Origin of the sequence: Saccharothrix lopnurensis (genome assembly GCF_042658445.1) — a bacterium.
Lineage (GTDB): Bacteria > Actinomycetota > Actinomycetes > Mycobacteriales > Pseudonocardiaceae > Actinosynnema > Actinosynnema lopnurensis.
Genome location: NZ_JBHSQO010000019.1, coordinates 51,888 through 66,010 on the forward strand (window position 1 = coordinate 51,888; position 14,123 = coordinate 66,010).

General features: G+C 69.7%; 17 protein-coding genes. 10 read left to right on the top strand and 7 right to left on the bottom strand.

Features of this window, described 5'->3' with window-relative positions; genetic code table 11:
* The first annotated feature begins 16 nt into the window (after positions 1-16).
* Together ACFP3R_RS19855 and ACFP3R_RS19860 are read left to right on the top strand one after the other, a co-directional pair.
* Positions 17-1,174 carry an ImmA/IrrE family metallo-endopeptidase gene (locus tag ACFP3R_RS19855; RefSeq protein WP_380637748.1) on the top strand — a complete coding sequence of 386 codons (1,158 nt, stop codon included), beginning with the start codon at positions 17-19 and terminating at the stop codon, positions 1,172-1,174.
* Entirely contained in the window at positions 1,171-2,406 is a 1,236-nt protein-coding gene (locus tag ACFP3R_RS19860; RefSeq protein ID WP_380637750.1) for a hypothetical protein, read from the top strand. Before ACFP3R_RS19855 ends, ACFP3R_RS19860 begins: the two co-directional genes overlap by 4 nt.
* Here ACFP3R_RS19860 and ACFP3R_RS19865 read toward each other — a convergent pair.
* The 3 genes from ACFP3R_RS19865 to ACFP3R_RS19875 all read right to left on the bottom strand — a co-directional run bounded on the left by ACFP3R_RS19865 (position 2,336) and on the right by ACFP3R_RS19875 (position 3,991).
* Entirely contained in the window at positions 2,336-3,022 is a 687-nt protein-coding gene (locus ACFP3R_RS19865; RefSeq protein ID WP_380637752.1) for a helix-turn-helix domain-containing protein, read from the bottom strand. The genes ACFP3R_RS19860 and ACFP3R_RS19865 overlap by 71 nt on opposite strands.
* On the bottom strand, positions 3,019-3,339 hold the full coding sequence (locus ACFP3R_RS19870; protein WP_380637754.1) for a hypothetical protein: 321 nt from the start codon (positions 3,337-3,339) through the stop codon (positions 3,019-3,021). Before ACFP3R_RS19870 ends, ACFP3R_RS19865 begins: the two co-directional genes overlap by 4 nt.
* A gap of 337 nt (positions 3,340-3,676) precedes the next feature.
* A complete protein-coding gene (locus tag ACFP3R_RS19875) occupies positions 3,677-3,991 on the bottom strand; it encodes an ArsR/SmtB family transcription factor (RefSeq protein ID WP_380637756.1) in 315 nt (104 codons plus the stop codon).
* 61 nt (positions 3,992-4,052) lie between these two features.
* Between ACFP3R_RS19875 and ACFP3R_RS19880 the strand changes: the two genes are divergently transcribed.
* Positions 4,053-5,087: a flavin-containing monooxygenase gene (locus tag ACFP3R_RS19880; protein WP_380637877.1), complete on the top strand. Its 1,035-nt coding sequence runs from the start codon at positions 4,053-4,055 to the stop codon at positions 5,085-5,087.
* Positions 5,088-5,152: 65 nt separating this feature from the next.
* Positions 5,153-5,767: a hypothetical protein gene (locus ACFP3R_RS19885; protein ID WP_380637758.1), complete on the top strand. Its 615-nt coding sequence runs from the start codon at positions 5,153-5,155 to the stop codon at positions 5,765-5,767.
* Positions 5,768-5,808: 41 nt separating this feature from the next.
* Here ACFP3R_RS19885 and ACFP3R_RS19890 read toward each other — a convergent pair whose 3' ends face one another.
* Genes ACFP3R_RS19890 through ACFP3R_RS19900 form a run of 3 tightly spaced genes read right to left on the bottom strand, consistent with a single transcriptional unit; the run spans position 5,809 to position 8,342 of the window.
* Entirely contained in the window at positions 5,809-6,219 is a 411-nt protein-coding gene (locus ACFP3R_RS19890; protein ID WP_380637759.1) for an arsenate reductase ArsC, read from the bottom strand.
* A gap of 33 nt (positions 6,220-6,252) precedes the next feature.
* Positions 6,253-6,936, bottom strand: a complete 684-nt coding sequence (locus ACFP3R_RS19895; RefSeq protein ID WP_380637761.1) for an arsenate reductase/protein-tyrosine-phosphatase family protein — start codon at positions 6,934-6,936, stop codon at positions 6,253-6,255.
* Positions 6,933-8,342, bottom strand: a complete 1,410-nt coding sequence (locus ACFP3R_RS19900) for an FAD-dependent oxidoreductase (protein ID WP_380637763.1) — start codon at positions 8,340-8,342, stop codon at positions 6,933-6,935. The genes ACFP3R_RS19895 and ACFP3R_RS19900 overlap by 4 nt, the downstream gene beginning before the upstream one ends.
* Before the next feature lie 118 nt (positions 8,343-8,460).
* On the opposite strand from ACFP3R_RS19900, the gene ACFP3R_RS19905 reads away from it, so the two are divergent.
* Positions 8,461-9,120 (top strand): arsenate reductase ArsC, encoded by a 660-nt coding sequence (locus tag ACFP3R_RS19905; protein ID WP_380637765.1) that lies wholly within the window; start codon positions 8,461-8,463, stop codon positions 9,118-9,120.
* Positions 9,121-9,133: 13 nt separating this feature from the next.
* On the opposite strand, the gene ACFP3R_RS19910 is transcribed toward ACFP3R_RS19905, so the two are convergent.
* Positions 9,134-9,772, bottom strand: coding sequence for an arsenate reductase ArsC (locus ACFP3R_RS19910; RefSeq protein ID WP_380637766.1), 639 nt, complete (start codon positions 9,770-9,772; stop codon positions 9,134-9,136).
* 88 nt (positions 9,773-9,860) lie between these two features.
* Here ACFP3R_RS19910 and ACFP3R_RS19915 point away from each other — a divergent pair, with 88 nt between their 5' ends.
* The 5 genes from ACFP3R_RS19915 (at position 9,861) to pstB (ending at position 14,122) form a co-directional block, all read left to right on the top strand.
* Positions 9,861-10,211 carry an ArsR/SmtB family transcription factor gene (locus ACFP3R_RS19915; protein WP_380637768.1) on the top strand — a complete coding sequence of 117 codons (351 nt, stop codon included), beginning with the start codon at positions 9,861-9,863 and terminating at the stop codon, positions 10,209-10,211.
* A 158-nt stretch (positions 10,212-10,369) separates the two neighbouring features.
* The gene (locus ACFP3R_RS19920; protein ID WP_380637769.1) at positions 10,370-11,344 is read left to right on the top strand and encodes a PstS family phosphate ABC transporter substrate-binding protein; all 975 of its coding nucleotides are present in this window, start codon (positions 10,370-10,372) and stop codon (positions 11,342-11,344) included.
* Positions 11,341-12,327: a phosphate ABC transporter permease subunit PstC gene (pstC, locus tag ACFP3R_RS19925; RefSeq protein WP_380637771.1), complete on the top strand. Its 987-nt coding sequence runs from the start codon at positions 11,341-11,343 to the stop codon at positions 12,325-12,327. The genes ACFP3R_RS19920 and pstC overlap by 4 nt, the downstream gene beginning before the upstream one ends.
* Positions 12,327-13,220 carry a phosphate ABC transporter permease PstA gene (gene pstA / locus ACFP3R_RS19930; protein WP_380637772.1) on the top strand — a complete coding sequence of 298 codons (894 nt, stop codon included), beginning with the start codon at positions 12,327-12,329 and terminating at the stop codon, positions 13,218-13,220. Before pstC ends, pstA begins: the two co-directional genes overlap by 1 nt.
* 131 nt (positions 13,221-13,351) lie before the next feature.
* Positions 13,352-14,122 carry a phosphate ABC transporter ATP-binding protein PstB gene (gene pstB / locus ACFP3R_RS19935; RefSeq protein ID WP_380637879.1) on the top strand — a complete coding sequence of 257 codons (771 nt, stop codon included), beginning with the start codon at positions 13,352-13,354 and terminating at the stop codon, positions 14,120-14,122.
* The last annotated feature ends 1 nt before the right edge of the window (position 14,123 follow it).

Here is a 14,123-nt window from a genome sequence, read left to right on the forward strand (position 1 = left end):
TCTTGGAGGTCAGGTGGTGGAGCAGTCCGACGTCGCCGCACAGCCGCGGATGCTGGTGCTCGCGCGTGACTCGCGCGGGTTGAAGCAGGGCGACGTGGCTGAGGCCATGAAGGCGCTGGAGGGCCACGGGTCGAAGGTGAGCCAGGCGTACGTCAGTCGGGCGGAGGCTGGTCGACTGACGGTGTCCGGTGATCGACTTGAACTGTATGCCTGCGCCCTCGGCTACCCGCCTGGGTTGCTGGTTGTGCGTGAGGCGGAGGTCGGGGCGGGTCCTGGGCTGGTCCACCACCGAAAGAAGCAGGCGGTGGCAGCGCCTGACCTGCGCCGCATTCACGCGGTGCTCAACCTGACCCGCATCCAGCTCAAGGGCCTGCTCGGTGATGTGCCACGCGTCGTCAAGCTCTCGATCCCGCAGATCCCGGTGGACGACTACAGCCCGCCCGAAGAAGCCGCCGGCATCGTTCGAGCGGAGTGGGGGATCCCACGCGGACCGCTGGACTCCGTGCTGTCCTTGGTGGAAGACGCTGGCGGGCTGGTGCTGCGGCGCGCCCTGGTCGCCCCGGTGCCGCTGGACTCGGGCAACGAGAGCGTGCCGGTGGATGCGATCAGCGCGTGCGCGGCGGGGGAGGACCCGGTCGTGCTGCTCAACTCCGGCACTCCCGGTGACCGACAGCGCTTCACACTGGCCCACGAGCTCGGTCACATGGTGATGCACTCCACGCCGCATCCCGACCAGGAGAAACAGGCCAACCGCTTCGCCGCGGAACTGCTGATGCCCGCCGCCGACATCCGGGACGAGTTCCGGGGCATCGTCGACCTGCGGCTGCTGCTGTCGCTGAAGCAGCGGTGGAGGGTTTCGATGTGGGCGTTGCTGCGCCGGGCGCGCACGCTCGGGGTGATCAGCGACTGGCAGCACCGCACCCTGGCGGTCGAGATGTCCAGTATCGGTTACCGCACGACGGAGCCGGATCCGCTCGACAACGAGCGGCCTGTCGCCGTGCGGTCGCTGGTGGACTGGCACCTGAGCATGGGCGCGGGTGCGGACGACCTCGCCCGGATGACCCGACTGACCCCTGACGAGTTCACCAGGCTCTACCTGGACGACACCGGCACCGAGGAGAGCGGCACCGGTGAATCGTTCGCACCGCCGATCACCGCGGAGGTCTCATCGTGACCAACATGTCCCCTGCCAACCTGCCCGCTCCGCGTCCTCCCACCGACGAAACCCAAGCCCGTGCGGCCGCACTGCACGCGTTGGGCCTGCGACCCGCACCGGCTGCCCCGCCAGGGCCGATCGGGGAGCTGACCGACCGGGTGTTGGTCCACACCAACCTCGATACCGACCGCGGCACGCTCATGCCGTTGCTCGCGGACGTCGACGGACTGGTGCTCAGCGGCAAGAAGGCGTGCAAGGCCGTCCGCGAGTTGCGCCGCAGTCGCTACCAAGGACTGCTGCTGGCCGACCCAGAGGGCTACGCGAGTGCGGCGGCCACTGCGGAGGAACCCTTTGTCCTGCCTTCGGGGGGCTTGTTCGGAGCCTCGCTGAGCGATGTGCTGCAGGGGCAGAGGGACGCGGGCGTGACCGCCGTGATGACCCCGACCGCGTACTTCCGCGCGGGCGAGATCGGCCCGCTCAAGGCGGCGGCCAAGATCGTGGCTGCCCTTGATAGCGACGACGTGCTTTTCAGCGTCCCGATCGACGTCGCCTGGCTCAGCAACGACCACATCGACTCGCTGATCGCTGTGCTCAAGCGCCTGGCCCTCCCCAAGGTCGTCCTGCTCGGCGGGCAGTTCGACCCGCTCAAGCGCTACAAGTCCGCAGTCGCCAACCTGAGGCGCCTGGTCGCCGAAGCCGGTCACGTCGCCGTCTTCCGCACCGATCTCACCGCCTTCGACGTCCTGAGCCACGGTGCCTTTGCGGCGTCGATCGGTACCGGCGGAAGTCGGCGCCACGTGGTGCCGTTCGGTCAGTTCGCGCGGTCCAGCGGTAAGGAACCGGACTACTCGCCGAGCGTGTTGCACCCCGAGCTCATGTCCTTCCACAAAGGCAGTCTGCTCGCCGAGCGCTTCGGCAACACTCGGCCACCCCAGACCTGTCCCTGCCCCGCGTGCGCCGGTCAGGGCCTGGACAGGTTCACTGACAAGTCCGATCGCGATGCCGCCCATGCCCACGGAATCCGCATCTGGACTCCGTGGATCGCGGAGATGCACCGGTACCGCGTGCTGGCCGAACGTGCGGAGTGGTGGAAGCGGCGTTGCGCCGACGCGGTTGCCCACTGCGGCATCGTCAACGCGCTGATCGAACAGGAAGGCGCGTTCAACGCCCCCAACACGCTCAAGGCATGGTCTGAGTTGCCCGCGTGGTGGGCTCCGGCATCGTCGGATAGCCGGTCGCGCACGCCGTGATCTCGGCATAGACCTGCTCGGCGAACCGCCACTGCGCCGGGGTGTGCCGCCTGCGGGTGTACTGGCCGGGCTCGACCAGGACCTCCAACCGCTGACCATCCAGCACGGCGACACCGCACCCGTAGAACGACGCCCGGACGTCGAGTTCGCTCGGATCCCCCGGCACGGTGGGAAGCAGGACCATACGCGTGCAAAACGGGGCGAATCGACCTGCGCGCCTCAACCCGACCTTCCAATCCCTGGCGGTCACGACGGCGAGGTGAACCGACAGCGGCGGTACCGCTCGACGTACGAGGTGACCGCCTTCGACGTCGACCGCGCCAGGTGGGCAGCGACGGAGGATGCCTCGTTCCCGCTCCGTCAGGTCCTCCAGTGCGACCGGCAGCCCCGCGGGCATGCCCATGAGCACGTCCAGGACCGCCAGGTCCGTCAACGGTGAGAACTGCTCCGTGGCACGTCGGGAAGCCTCCACCTCGTCGAGCTCGTAGACAAGTCCCGCTACCGACCCGAACAGCGTCACGATCGCGCTCCGGGCGAGGCGGGTGTCCCGGCTCGAACCGGTCGCCGACGTGCTCTTGGCGGCACGAACGGCCGCCGCCAGCGCAGTCGTGGTCACGATGCCTTCACCTCGATCGTCGCGAGTTCTTCCGCCAGCGTGCGCAGGGACTGCCACACAGCACCCTCGGTCCTGCGGTACCAGCGACGACGATCAGGCAACTGCCGGGGTAGTTTCTCCGCAAGGCCCGCTTGGAGCAAATCCCCGACCGGCCCGTAGTACACGCTCGCCGACACCCCCTGCTCGTTCGCGAGCGCCGAAAGGTTCACGCCCTCCTCCGCGGCGGTGGCCAGAGCGGCCAGCAACTCCAGCTTGTACCGGTTCCCGAACACCAACAACGACGCCCGGCGTCTTGGTGGGCACTCGGCGAGGGACATGAGCCGAGAATAATGAATCGTGAATCGCGAATCAACCGCAGTCTTGGTGGTTGGACCGGTCGGTGGATGGCCGACCTCTGACGTGGAGCGGCGCGGCATCGTGCCAGTTCGGGACGGGTGGCGTTCAGCCGCAGTCGCAGCTACACCCGGAACCGGATGCCGAACTGGTCGATCGTGTCGGCTGGTCGGACCCGACGGCGGTGTCGAACAGGGCCCGCGAGGTCGGGGTCGGCCGCGCACCGACCACCGATGCCACCTGCTCCCGCTATCGAGGACGAACAGCGTCGGCGTCGAGGACACCCGGACCTCGATGTGGACGTGGCTGTTCGAAGGCTGATCAGTCGGTGTGCGGGTCGGTGGTCGGTGGGCAGCAGCTCCCGAGGTGGGCTTGGAGTTCGGTGAGCGCGGCGGTGATGCCGGTGGGGTTGGGGCGGTAGTAGACGGTCTTGCCGTCGCGGCGGGCAGTGAGCAGGCCGCCTTGGCGCAGGGCGGAGAGCTGCTCGCTGGCGGTGGAGTGGGCGATGCCCAGGCGTTCGGCGGCTTGGCCGACGGTCAGTTCGGCGTTGCCGGCGAACTCCAGCATGAGCTGCTGGCGGCTCTCGCTGGCCAGGGCCTTGAGAAAGCGGCGGGACGCCTCGCCGAGTTCGACCACGAGGTCATGATGACTACCATATCGTCATTTCGCGAACTCCCAATACTATCGATCTATGTCGATGGTTGAGGTGTTGGTGATCGGTGCTGGCCAGTCGGGTCTGGCAGCCGCGCACGCGGTGAAATTCGCAGGTGGAAGCCCGGTGGTGCTGGAGGCGGGAGACCGGCCGACGGGGTCGTGGGCGGGCTACTACGACAGCCTGACGCTGTTCTCGCCCGCCCGGTACAGCGCGCTGCCGGGCCTGGCGTTCGGCGGTGATCCGGACCGGTACCCGCACCGGGACGAGGTGGTGGCCTACCTGGCGCGGTACGCCGAGTGGCTGGGGGTGGAGATCCGCGCCGAGCAGCGGGTGGAGAAGGTCGTGGCCGGTGCGGGCGGGTTCGAGGTGGTCGTGGCCGGTGGTGAGCGGGTGGCGGCTCGGCGGGTGATCGCGGCGACCGGGGGATTCGGCGCGCCTTACCGGCCGGCGTTGCCGGGGTTGGAGCGGTTCGCCGGCGCGGTGGTGCACGCGGCGGAGTACCGGAACCCGGAGCCGTACGCCGGGAAGCGGGTCGTGGTGGTGGGTGCGGGCAACTCGGCGGTGCAGATCGCCCACGAGTTGGCGGCGGAAGCGCGGGTGACGTTGGCCAGCCGTAAGCCGGTCCACTTCGTCAACCAGCGTCCGTTGGGGCGGGACGTGCACTGGTGGTGGTCGGTGACCGGGGTGGACCGGGCACCGGTCGGGCGGTGGTTGCCCCAGCAGTTCTCCACCCCGGTGTTGGACGAGGGCATTTATCGGGCCGCGATCACGGCGGGTCGGCCCGACCATCGGCCGATGTTCACCGGCCTCGACGGTGACGCGGTCACCTGGTTCGACGGCATCCGTGAACGGGTCGACGCGTTGATCCTGGCCACCGGGTACCGGCCGGGACTGGGGTACTTGGAGGCGATGGGCGCGTTGGACGCCAATGGCTACCCCCGGCACCGCTCGGGCCTGTCGACCACCCATCCCGGGCTGGGGTTCGTGGGGTTGGAGTGGCAGCGCAGCCTGTCTTCGGCGACGTTGCGCGGTGTCGGGCCGGACGCCCGCTACGTCGTGCGGCGCCTGGGCCGGTGACCGGCGGCTGCCGGCCGTGATGTCCGGGATGCTTTTGTCGGTGGGTGGGCGTACGTTGCCCGGCCATGGGCAGGAAGCCGGTGCAGCAGGTCGGCGTGGGCGAGCGGGTGGAGGCGTTCCGCGTGCAGGCCGCGAAGGTGCGCACCCACCCGCTGTTCGCGACCGCGGTGTACTCGTTCTCGTTCACGATGGTCGGCTCGCCGCAGGGGAGCAGGTTCCTGTTCCCGCCCGCCACTGAGGACCAGCAGCACTACCTGGCCTCGGTGCTGCGCCCGTTCCTGTCCCAGAGCGACATGGTCTCGCTCGGAATCTGCTTCGGCCAATTCCGGCAGGGGTGCACCGATCCGTTGATCGCCAAGGGGTTCGACGATCTGCGGGAGGACTACAACAGGGCCCGCAAGAGCGTGCTGTTCGCCACGACCGGCACGTGGAGGGAGGGGGAGGCGCCGCCGGACAGGGTCTACACGGACTGGGAGGTCGCCGAGGCCATGCTCTACGGCGGTGGCTTGGTGCACGTGCAGCCCGAACCGCGGCGACTGCTCAAGGCCCTGGCGGGACCGGCCAGCGCCGAGTGGAACAACCAGGCGGTGATGCGCCTGTTCCACACCGTCGGAACCACGGCCCTGCGAGTCGACGGCCTGCTCGACCTCGCTCAACAGCAGGGTGCCCTGCCGTCCTGATGCCGGTGGCCCGCACGGACCACCGGAACCGGGGTGATCCGTCAGGCCGGCTGGTCGAGCAGTTCGGCCAGCAGGCCCCGCACACGGCGGTCGATGTCGTCGCGGATCGGTCGCACGGCCTCGACGCCCTGGCCGGCCGGGTCTTGGAGCTCCCAGTCGAGGTAGCGCTTGCCGGGGAAGACGGGGCAGGTGTCGCCGCAGCCCATGGTGATGACGACGTCGGAGGCTTCGACGGCCTCGGTGGTGAGCTTCTTGGGCACCTCGGCGGTGATGTCCAGGCCCCACTCGGCGAGGGCCTGGGCGGCGGCGGGGTTGACCTGGTCGGCGGGCGCGGAGCCGGCGGAGCGGACCTCGACGCGGCCCAAGCCGTGGTGCTGGAGCAGCGCGGCGGCCATCTGGGAGCGCCCGGCGTTATGGATGCAGACGAACAGGACCTCGGGCTTGCGGTTCAACGCGGTTGTCCTTCGGTATCAGGTGGTGATCGGCTACGCAGTGGGGTGGACGGCGGGTGCGAGGCGTTCGACGCGGTCGGCCAGGTCGCGGAAGGCGGTGTCGAAGGCGTCCTCGGTGCCGACGGCCGCCGGGTCCGGCACGGACCAGTGCAGCCGGTCCGTGCGGTCGGCGCCGAGTTCCTCGTGGGCGTTGTCGCACACGGCGACGACCAGGTCGTCGGGCTGGAGCACCTCGTCGAGGTGGTGGGTGCGGGCACGGGGCAGCGACAGGCCGTGGGCGCGGGCGGTGGCCAGGGCCAGTGGGTGCACGCGGTCGGCGGGCCGGGTGCCCGCGCTCGCGGCGGGCACCGGGCTGCGCTCCTTCCACAGCGCGGCGGCCAGTTGCGAGCGCGCGGAGTTGCGGGAGCACACGAACACCACGCGCGGCGCCCGGCGGAATCCGGTGGGGACCAGATCGGTGAACACGGTGGTGCGCAGCCGCAGGTAGGTGCGGCGGTGGTCGCCCTCCGAGCGCGACCGCTCGACGACCCCGGCCTGCTCCAGCAGCTTGACGTGGTGGGCGAGCAGGTTGCTGGGCAGCCGGAGTTCGCGGCCGACCTCGCTGGGGGAGGCGTCGCCGAGCAGCAGCAGTTCCACCACGGCCAGGCGGGCGGGTTCGCCCAGAGCCGCGTGCAGGCGCGCCCGCTCCACCAGGTCCGAAGGCCAGTCAGTGCTCATTGACTCAATGCTGCTTGAGGCGGAATGTCCGCGTCAACCCGGTGCGATCGACACCACCCGTGCTCGCGCGCCCACGCCTGCGCCGCCGTCTGCACCGCGTCGAACGGGCTGCCCAGCGGCGGCGTGTAGGACAGGTCGAGGTCTTCGAGGTCGGGCACGGTCATGCCGTGGTGCAGGGCGGTGGCGAAGGTGTCGACGCGCTTGTGCACGGCGCTGTCGAGGTGGCCGACCAGTTGGGCGCCGAGGAAGCGGCCGGTGCCGGTGTCACCGGTGACCCGGATGTGGATGCCGTGGGCGCCGGGGTAGTAGCGCTTGTGGTCGTCGGCCACCGTGGCGACGGTGGCCGGGCTGAACCCGCCCGCCTCGTGCTCCCGCAGCCCGGTGCGGGCGATGACCAGGTCGAACACCTTGAGCACCTGGGTGCCCAACGAGCCGGCGAACTCGCGGTCGCCGCCCAGGGCGTTCTCGCCGGCGATGCGGCCCTGCTTGTGCGCCGTGGTGCCCAGCGGCAGGTAGGTGTCGGTGCCCAGCACGCGGTGGTGGGTGTGGACGCAGTCGCCGGCGGCGTAGACGTTGTCGACGCTGGTGCGCATGTGGCGGTCGACGGCGATCGCGCCTCGTACGCCCAAGGCGACGCCGGCGGTCTCGGCGAGGGCGGTGTCTGGGCGCACGCCGACGACGACGAGCACGAGGTCGGTGCGCAGGTCGAGGTCCTGGTTGCCGGTGACCAGCAGGCCGTCGTCGGTCTTGGTGATGCGCTGCACGGTGGTGCCGGTGCGCACGTCGACGTCGTGGGCCCGCAGCTCGTCGGCGACCAGGGCGCCGAGCTCGGGGTCGACGGTGGGCAGGACCTGGGGCAGCCGCTCGACGACGGTCACCCGCAGGCCGCGGGCGTGCAGGGCCTCGGTCATCTCCAGGCCGATGTAGCCGGCGCCCACGACGACCGCGGACTTCGGGGCCCGGCCCAGGCTCGCGGTGAGGTCGAAGGTGTCGTCCATGGTGTGCAGCAGGTGCACGCCGTCGGCGGGGCCGAGGTCGTCCAGGCCGGTGATCGGCGGGCGGACGGGCACGGCGCCAGTGCCCACCACGAGCTTGTGATAGCCGACTTCGTGGGTGCCGGTGGCGTCCCGCACGGTTACGACCTGGCGTCTCGGGTCGATCGACAGCGCGCGGGTGTCCAACCGCAGATCCAGCCCGGCGTCCTCCAGGTCGGTGCGGGTGCGGTGGGCCAGCGATCGCCAGTCCGGGACGTCGCCGGAGACGTGGTAGGGGATGCCGCAGATGGAGAAGTTCGGGTAGGCGTCGGCGACCACCAGCAGCGGTCGTGCGGTCGGATCCAGTTCGCGGGCGCGCAGTCCCGCGCTGATGCCCGCGTCGCTGCCCCCGATCACCACCAGGCGCGTCATGGAACTCGTTTCTCGCAGAAGTGGATCCGCCGTCGTAGCTCGGCGGGTTGACTCCAACGCTAAGGCTCAACGAGTATTGAGTCAACAAACACTGACTGAAATTGTTGGGGGTCCGGCCATGCCGACGACGCACGAGTACCGGCGCAACGACCTGAGCGTCGACCAGCAGTTGGCGCTGCGCACCGCGGCGTCCCGCCTGCGCGAGGCGTTCGACGGGGTCTTCGGTGCGGAGACCATCGAGCGGTTCCTGTACTCCAGCTACGGCCGGTTCGCCGCGGGCAGCACCGTGGCCAACTACCTGCCCCTGCTGGCCGAGCGCTTCGCCCGGCAACGCCTGCACGCGCTGGCCCGGGTCGAGGGGCGCCAGCGGGACGGCAAGCCCGCCGTGCTGTTCCTGTGCGTGCACAACGCCGGGCGCAGCCAGATGGCCCTGGGCTTCTTCCGGCACCTGGCCGGTGACGGCGCCGTGGCGTGGTCGGGCGGCTCCGAGCCCGGTCGCGAGATCAATCCGGCGGCGGTCGCCGCGATGGCCGAGCGGGGCGTCGACATCTCCGGCGAGTTCCCCAAGCCGTGGACCGAGGAGATCGTCCGCGCCGCCGACGTCGTGGTCACGATGGGCTGCGGCGACGCCTGTCCGGTTCACCCCGGCAAGCGCTACCTGGACTGGGTGCTGGACGACCCCGCGGGCAAAGCGGTCGAGGACGTCCGGCCGGTGCGCGACGAGATCGAACGACGGGTCCGCGCGCTGCTGGCCGAGCTGGACGTGCCCGTTGCCTGAGCCCGCAGGCCGGTCAGTCGCGCAGGTCGGTGATCAGGCCGCGGACGCGGCGGTCGATGTCGTCGCGGATGACGCGCACGGTCTCCATCGGCGCGTCCACGGGGTCGGCCACCTGCCAGTCGAGGTAGCGCTTGCCCGGGTATACCGGGCAGGCGTCGCCGCACCCCATGGTGACGACCACATCGGCCGCGCGGACGACCTCGTCGGTCAGCGGCTTCGGATAACCGCGGGTGAGCGGGATGCCCAGTTCGCCCAGGGCGTCCACGATGGTGTTCGGGATGACGCCCAGCGGGTTGCTGCCCGCCGAGCGCACGGCGACCTTGCCGAACGCGTGGTGCTCCAGCAGCGCGGCGGCCATCTGCGAGCGCCCGACGTTGTGCACGCACACGAACAGCACCTGTGGGACGGTCACCGTGGTCAGGCCCGTCAAGCGGCCCAGGTCGGTCAGCCGCTGCCGGGCGAACCGCGCGGTCAGCGCGGCCAGGTGCGTGCGGACCGTCGCCCCGGCGTCGAGCAGGTCGTAGGTCTCGGCCACGAAGCGGCGGACGGTCTGCGCGCTGAACACCCCCTGGAACCTGTCGGTCAGCTCGTCCGCGATGCGGTGCAGCTGGTCGCCGATCTCGTGGTGCGGAAGACCGTCCCCGCGGTGCATGAGGTCCCTCCCTGGACCGGCGATCGTCGTCGCGGAGCACAGCAGGTTGGATCGACTTATGTCAATCCAGGCCCTACGCTCGGAGGTCGTGGTGGAGTTCCCGGGTGACCTGCGCGTGGGTGGTGCGCCCCTGGTGAGCCGCCCGATCCGGTGTGCCCGAGTCGGTGGTCCACTCCCCTTCGGGGAGGCGCGATCGGCCGCCGACGTGTTCGAGGCGCTGTCCGACCCGGTGCGCGTTCGACTGCTCTGGCTGTTGGAGGGGGAGCCGGGTGCGGGGCCCTCCGGCCTCGCGTCGCGCATGGGCGTCGCCGAGGACCTCGTGGTCGGCCACCTGCGCGTCCTGCTTGACGCGGGGCTGGTCACGAGCGGTGTCGAAGGGCGGTATGAAGTGGTGGCCGAGCGGGTCGCCGTCGTGCGTGCGCTGCTCGGCGGCACGTGATCTGACACTTGTTGGATCGAGATTTTTCAATCCTAGAGCTGGCGGTCACCTGTAGTTCACCTTCCGTTTAGAACGAAAAACTTCGATGCAAGGGCCTCGGAACGCGGGGCTCCAGTCGTCCCGGCTCCAGACCCGGGGATCAAGCAGGAGGCACGTCAGTGACCATCCGTCAGGCCAAGCGTGCGCACATGATCGCGATCGGGGCAGCCGCCGCCCTGGTCCTGACCGCCTGTGGAGGCGGCCAGGACGACGGTGGCGCGGCACAGGGCGAGCAGAAGCCGTCCGGCCCGGTGGTGATCGACGGCTCCAGCACCGTCGAACCGCTCTCGGCCGCCGCCGGCGAGCTGTTCATGGGGGAGAACCCCGACGTCCAGGTCACCGTCGGCACCTCGGGCACCGGCGGCGGCTTCAAGAAGTTCTGCGCCGGCGAGACCGACATCTCCAACGCCTCCCGTCCGATCAAGGACGAGGAGGGCAAGCTCTGCGGCGACAAGAGCATCAGCTACACCGAGCTCCAGGTCGCCAACGACGCCTTGACCGTCGTGGTGAACAAGGAGAACACCTGGACCGACTGCCTCACCGTCGAGCAGCTGAAGAAGATCTGGGAGCCGGGCTCGACGGTCAAGAGCTGGAAGGAGGTCGACCCGTCCTACCCCGACGAGCCGCTGAACCTCTACGGCGCGGGTGCCGACTCCGGCACATTCGACTACTTCACCCAGGCCGTCAACGGCAAGGAGGGTGAGAGCCGGACCGACTACAACCCCACCGAGGACGACAACATCACCGTCCAGGGCGTGTCCGGCGCCAAGGGCGCGCTCGGGTACTTCGGGTTCTCCTACTTCGAGGAGAACGCCTCCAGGCTCAAGGCGCTGAAGGTCGACGGCGGGGCGGGTTGCGTCGAGCCGTCGGTGGAGACCGCGCAGGACGGCACCTACGCGCCGCTGGCCCGACCGCTGTTCATCTACCCCTCCAACACCGCGCTGGCCAAGCCGCAGGTGGAGGCGTTCGTCGAGTTCTACCTGGAGCACAACGACGAGGTCGTCGAGGCCGCGCGCTTCGTGCCGCTGACCGAGGAGCAGAAGACCAAGGCCAAGGACGCCCTGACCGAGCTCAAGGCCAAGGCGGGCAAGTGACCGGCGGTCACCGCACCGAGGGTGGTCTCCCGGAAACGGGAGGCCACCCGGACCTGTGGAGGGGAGTCGCGGTCGACCTGACCCCGCAGCGTCGCCGCTTCGGCGAGAAGGCCATCCACATCGCCCTGATGGGCGCGGCGCTGCTGTCGGTGGCCGTCACCGCCGGCATCGTGCTGTCCCTGCTCACCCCGTTGATCAGCTTCTTCGGGCACGTCGGCGTGGGGGAGTTCCTGTTCGGCACCCAGTGGACCGCGTCCTTCGGCGACAAGTTCACCTGGGACGACAAGTCCTGGGGTGTGCTGCCGCTGGTCGTGTCCACGCTGATGATCACCCTCATCGCGCTGGTGGTCGCGGTTCCCCTCGGCCTGGGCGCGGCGATCTACCTCAGCGAGTACGCCTCCGACCGCGTCCGGAAGGTGCTCAAGCCGGTGCTGGAGATCCTGGCGGGCATCCCGACGGTGGTCTACGGCTTCCTCGCGTTGACGATCATCACGCCGGCACTCGCCCTGGTCGTCGACTTCGAGGGCATCCACACCAACCTCGCGCCAGGCATCGTCATGGGATTCATGATCGTGCCGACGGTCGCATCGCTCAGTGAGGACGCCATGTCGGCCGTTCCCCTGGTGCTGCGGCAGGGCTCCTACGCGCTGGGAGCCAACCGCATGAGGACGACGTTGCGCGTGGTCTTCCCCGCCGCGCTGTCCGGCATCGTCGCCGCGATCGTGCTCGGCATCTCCCGCGCCGTCGGCGAGACCATGATCGTGACGATCGCGGCGGGCAGCAAGGCGCACCTGACCTTCGACCCGCGCGAGGGCGCGCAGACCATGACCGGCTTCATCGCCCAGATCGCCTCCGGTGACGCCCCGCAGGGCAGCCCCGTCTACTACTCGCTGTTCGCCGTGGGCGCGCTGCTGTTCGTGATGACCCTGCTGATCAACATGATCAGCATCCGGCTGGTCCGCAAGTACAGGCAGGTTTACTGATGAGCACCACGACCCGGAACCCGGCCGGGGCACTGCGCTCGGGGCGCCGAGGCAGCACGTCGTCGACGATCTTCGCGGCCGTGCTGTGGGCGTGCCTGGCGATCATCTGCGCCTTCCTGTTCTTCATCCTCGCCGTCATCATCCAGAAGGGCCTGGCCCGCTTCGACCTCGACCTGGTCACCCGGCAACCGTCGAAGATCCACCCGGAGACCGCGGGCGTGGCCTCGGCGCTGTACGGCACGCTATGGGTCAGCGGCCTCACCGCGCTCATCGCCCTGCCGCTGGGCATCGGCGCGGCGGTCTACCTGGAGGAGTACGCCGACCCGCGCGCGTGGTGGAACCGGCTGATCGAGCTGAACATCCAGAACCTCGCCGCCGTGCCCACGGTCATCTACGGCATCCTCACCCTCGCGTTCGTCGTCCGGGGACCCCTCTCGGTCGGCGCGGTGGTGCTCGCGGGCGGCGTCGCCCTGTCCCTGTTGATCCTGCCGGTGGTCATCATCACCACCAGGGAAGCGCTGCGGTCGGTGCCCTCCGAGATCCGCAGCGGATCGCTCGCCCTCGGCGCCACGCTGTGGCAGACCACCTGGCGACAAACCCTGCCCGCCGCCGTGCCCGGCATCGCCACCGGCTCGATCCTCGCCCTGTCCCGCGCGATCGGCGAGGCCGCCCCGCTGATCCTGGTCGGCGCGACCACGTTCATCACCTTCAACCCCGACGGGATCTTCTCCCGCTACACCACCCTGCCTGTGCAGATCTACAACCTCGTGCCGCAGGACCGCCAGGAGTTCCGCGACCTGGCCTACGCCGCGATCCTGCTGCTGATCATCGTCCTGCTGGCGATGAACGCGCTGGCCATCTGGCTGCGCAACCGCTACCAGCGCCGGTGGTGAGGCGCGCCGTGAAGGAGACCCCCGTGACCAGAGCGAAGCAGGACCACGTGACCCGCGACGACCAGCCCACCCCGCACGTGACCGTGGGGCGGGACAACCACCCCCGATCCGTGGGAGGAGAACCCGACGGTGTGATCACCCTCAAGGATCTCGAGGTTTACTACGGCGACTTCCGCGCGGTCACCGACGTCGACATGAGCTTCGGCAGCCGCGAGATCACCGCGCTGATCGGCCCGTCCGGCTGCGGCAAGTCCACCGTGCTGCGCTGCCTCAACCGCATGAACGACCTCGTGCCCGGCGCCCGAGTCGTCGGCGCGGTCGCCTACCACGGCACCGACATCTACGCCCCCGAGGTCGACGTCATCGAGGTCCGCCGCCGCATCGGCATGGTGTTCCAGAAGCCCAACCCGTTCCCCAAGTCCATCTACGACAACGTCGCCTACGGCCCCCGCGTCACCGGCATGAAGGTCGACAGCATGGACGAGGTCGTCGAGCGAGCCCTGCACGGCGCGGCCCTGTGGGACGAGGTCAAGGACAAGCTCAAGCAGAACGCCTTCGGTCTGTCCGGCGGCCAGCAGCAGCGGCTATGCATCGCCCGCGCCATCGCCACCTCGCCCGAGGTGATCCTCATGGACGAGCCCTGTTCCGCGCTCGACCCGATCGCCACCGCCAAGATCGAGGACCTGATGGTCGAGCTCGCCGAGCGGTTCACCATCATCATCGTCACCCACAACATGCAGCAGGCCGCCCGCGTCTCGCAGCGCACCGGCTTCTTCACCGCCGAGGCCGACGAGCAGGGCCAGCGCACCGGCAAGCTCGTCGAGTTCGCCACCACCGAGCACATCTTCGGCAACCCCTCCGACGCCCGCACCGAGGCGTACATCACCGGCAGGTTCGGCTGAC

Excerpts from the sequence above, each read along its gene's own strand:
- ACFP3R_RS19870 (WP_380637754.1), bottom strand. The coding sequence starts at position 3,339 with ATGTCCCTCGCCGAGTGCCCACCAAGACGCCGGGCGTCGTTGTTGGTG.
- ACFP3R_RS19880 (WP_380637877.1), top strand. The coding sequence starts at position 4,053 with ATGGTTGAGGTGTTGGTGATCGGTGCTGGCCAGTCGGGTCTGGCAGCC.
- ACFP3R_RS19885 (WP_380637758.1), top strand. The coding sequence starts at position 5,153 with ATGGGCAGGAAGCCGGTGCAGCAGGTCGGCGTGGGCGAGCGGGTGGAG.
- ACFP3R_RS19895 (WP_380637761.1), bottom strand. The coding sequence starts at position 6,936 with ATGAGCACTGACTGGCCTTCGGACCTGGTGGAGCGGGCGCGCCTGCAC.
- ACFP3R_RS19900 (WP_380637763.1), bottom strand. The coding sequence starts at position 8,342 with ATGACGCGCCTGGTGGTGATCGGGGGCAGCGACGCGGGCATCAGCGCG.
- ACFP3R_RS19905 (WP_380637765.1), top strand. The coding sequence starts at position 8,461 with ATGCCGACGACGCACGAGTACCGGCGCAACGACCTGAGCGTCGACCAG.
- ACFP3R_RS19910 (WP_380637766.1), bottom strand. The coding sequence starts at position 9,772 with ATGCACCGCGGGGACGGTCTTCCGCACCACGAGATCGGCGACCAGCTG.
- pstA (WP_380637772.1), top strand. The coding sequence starts at position 12,327 with ATGAGCACCACGACCCGGAACCCGGCCGGGGCACTGCGCTCGGGGCGC.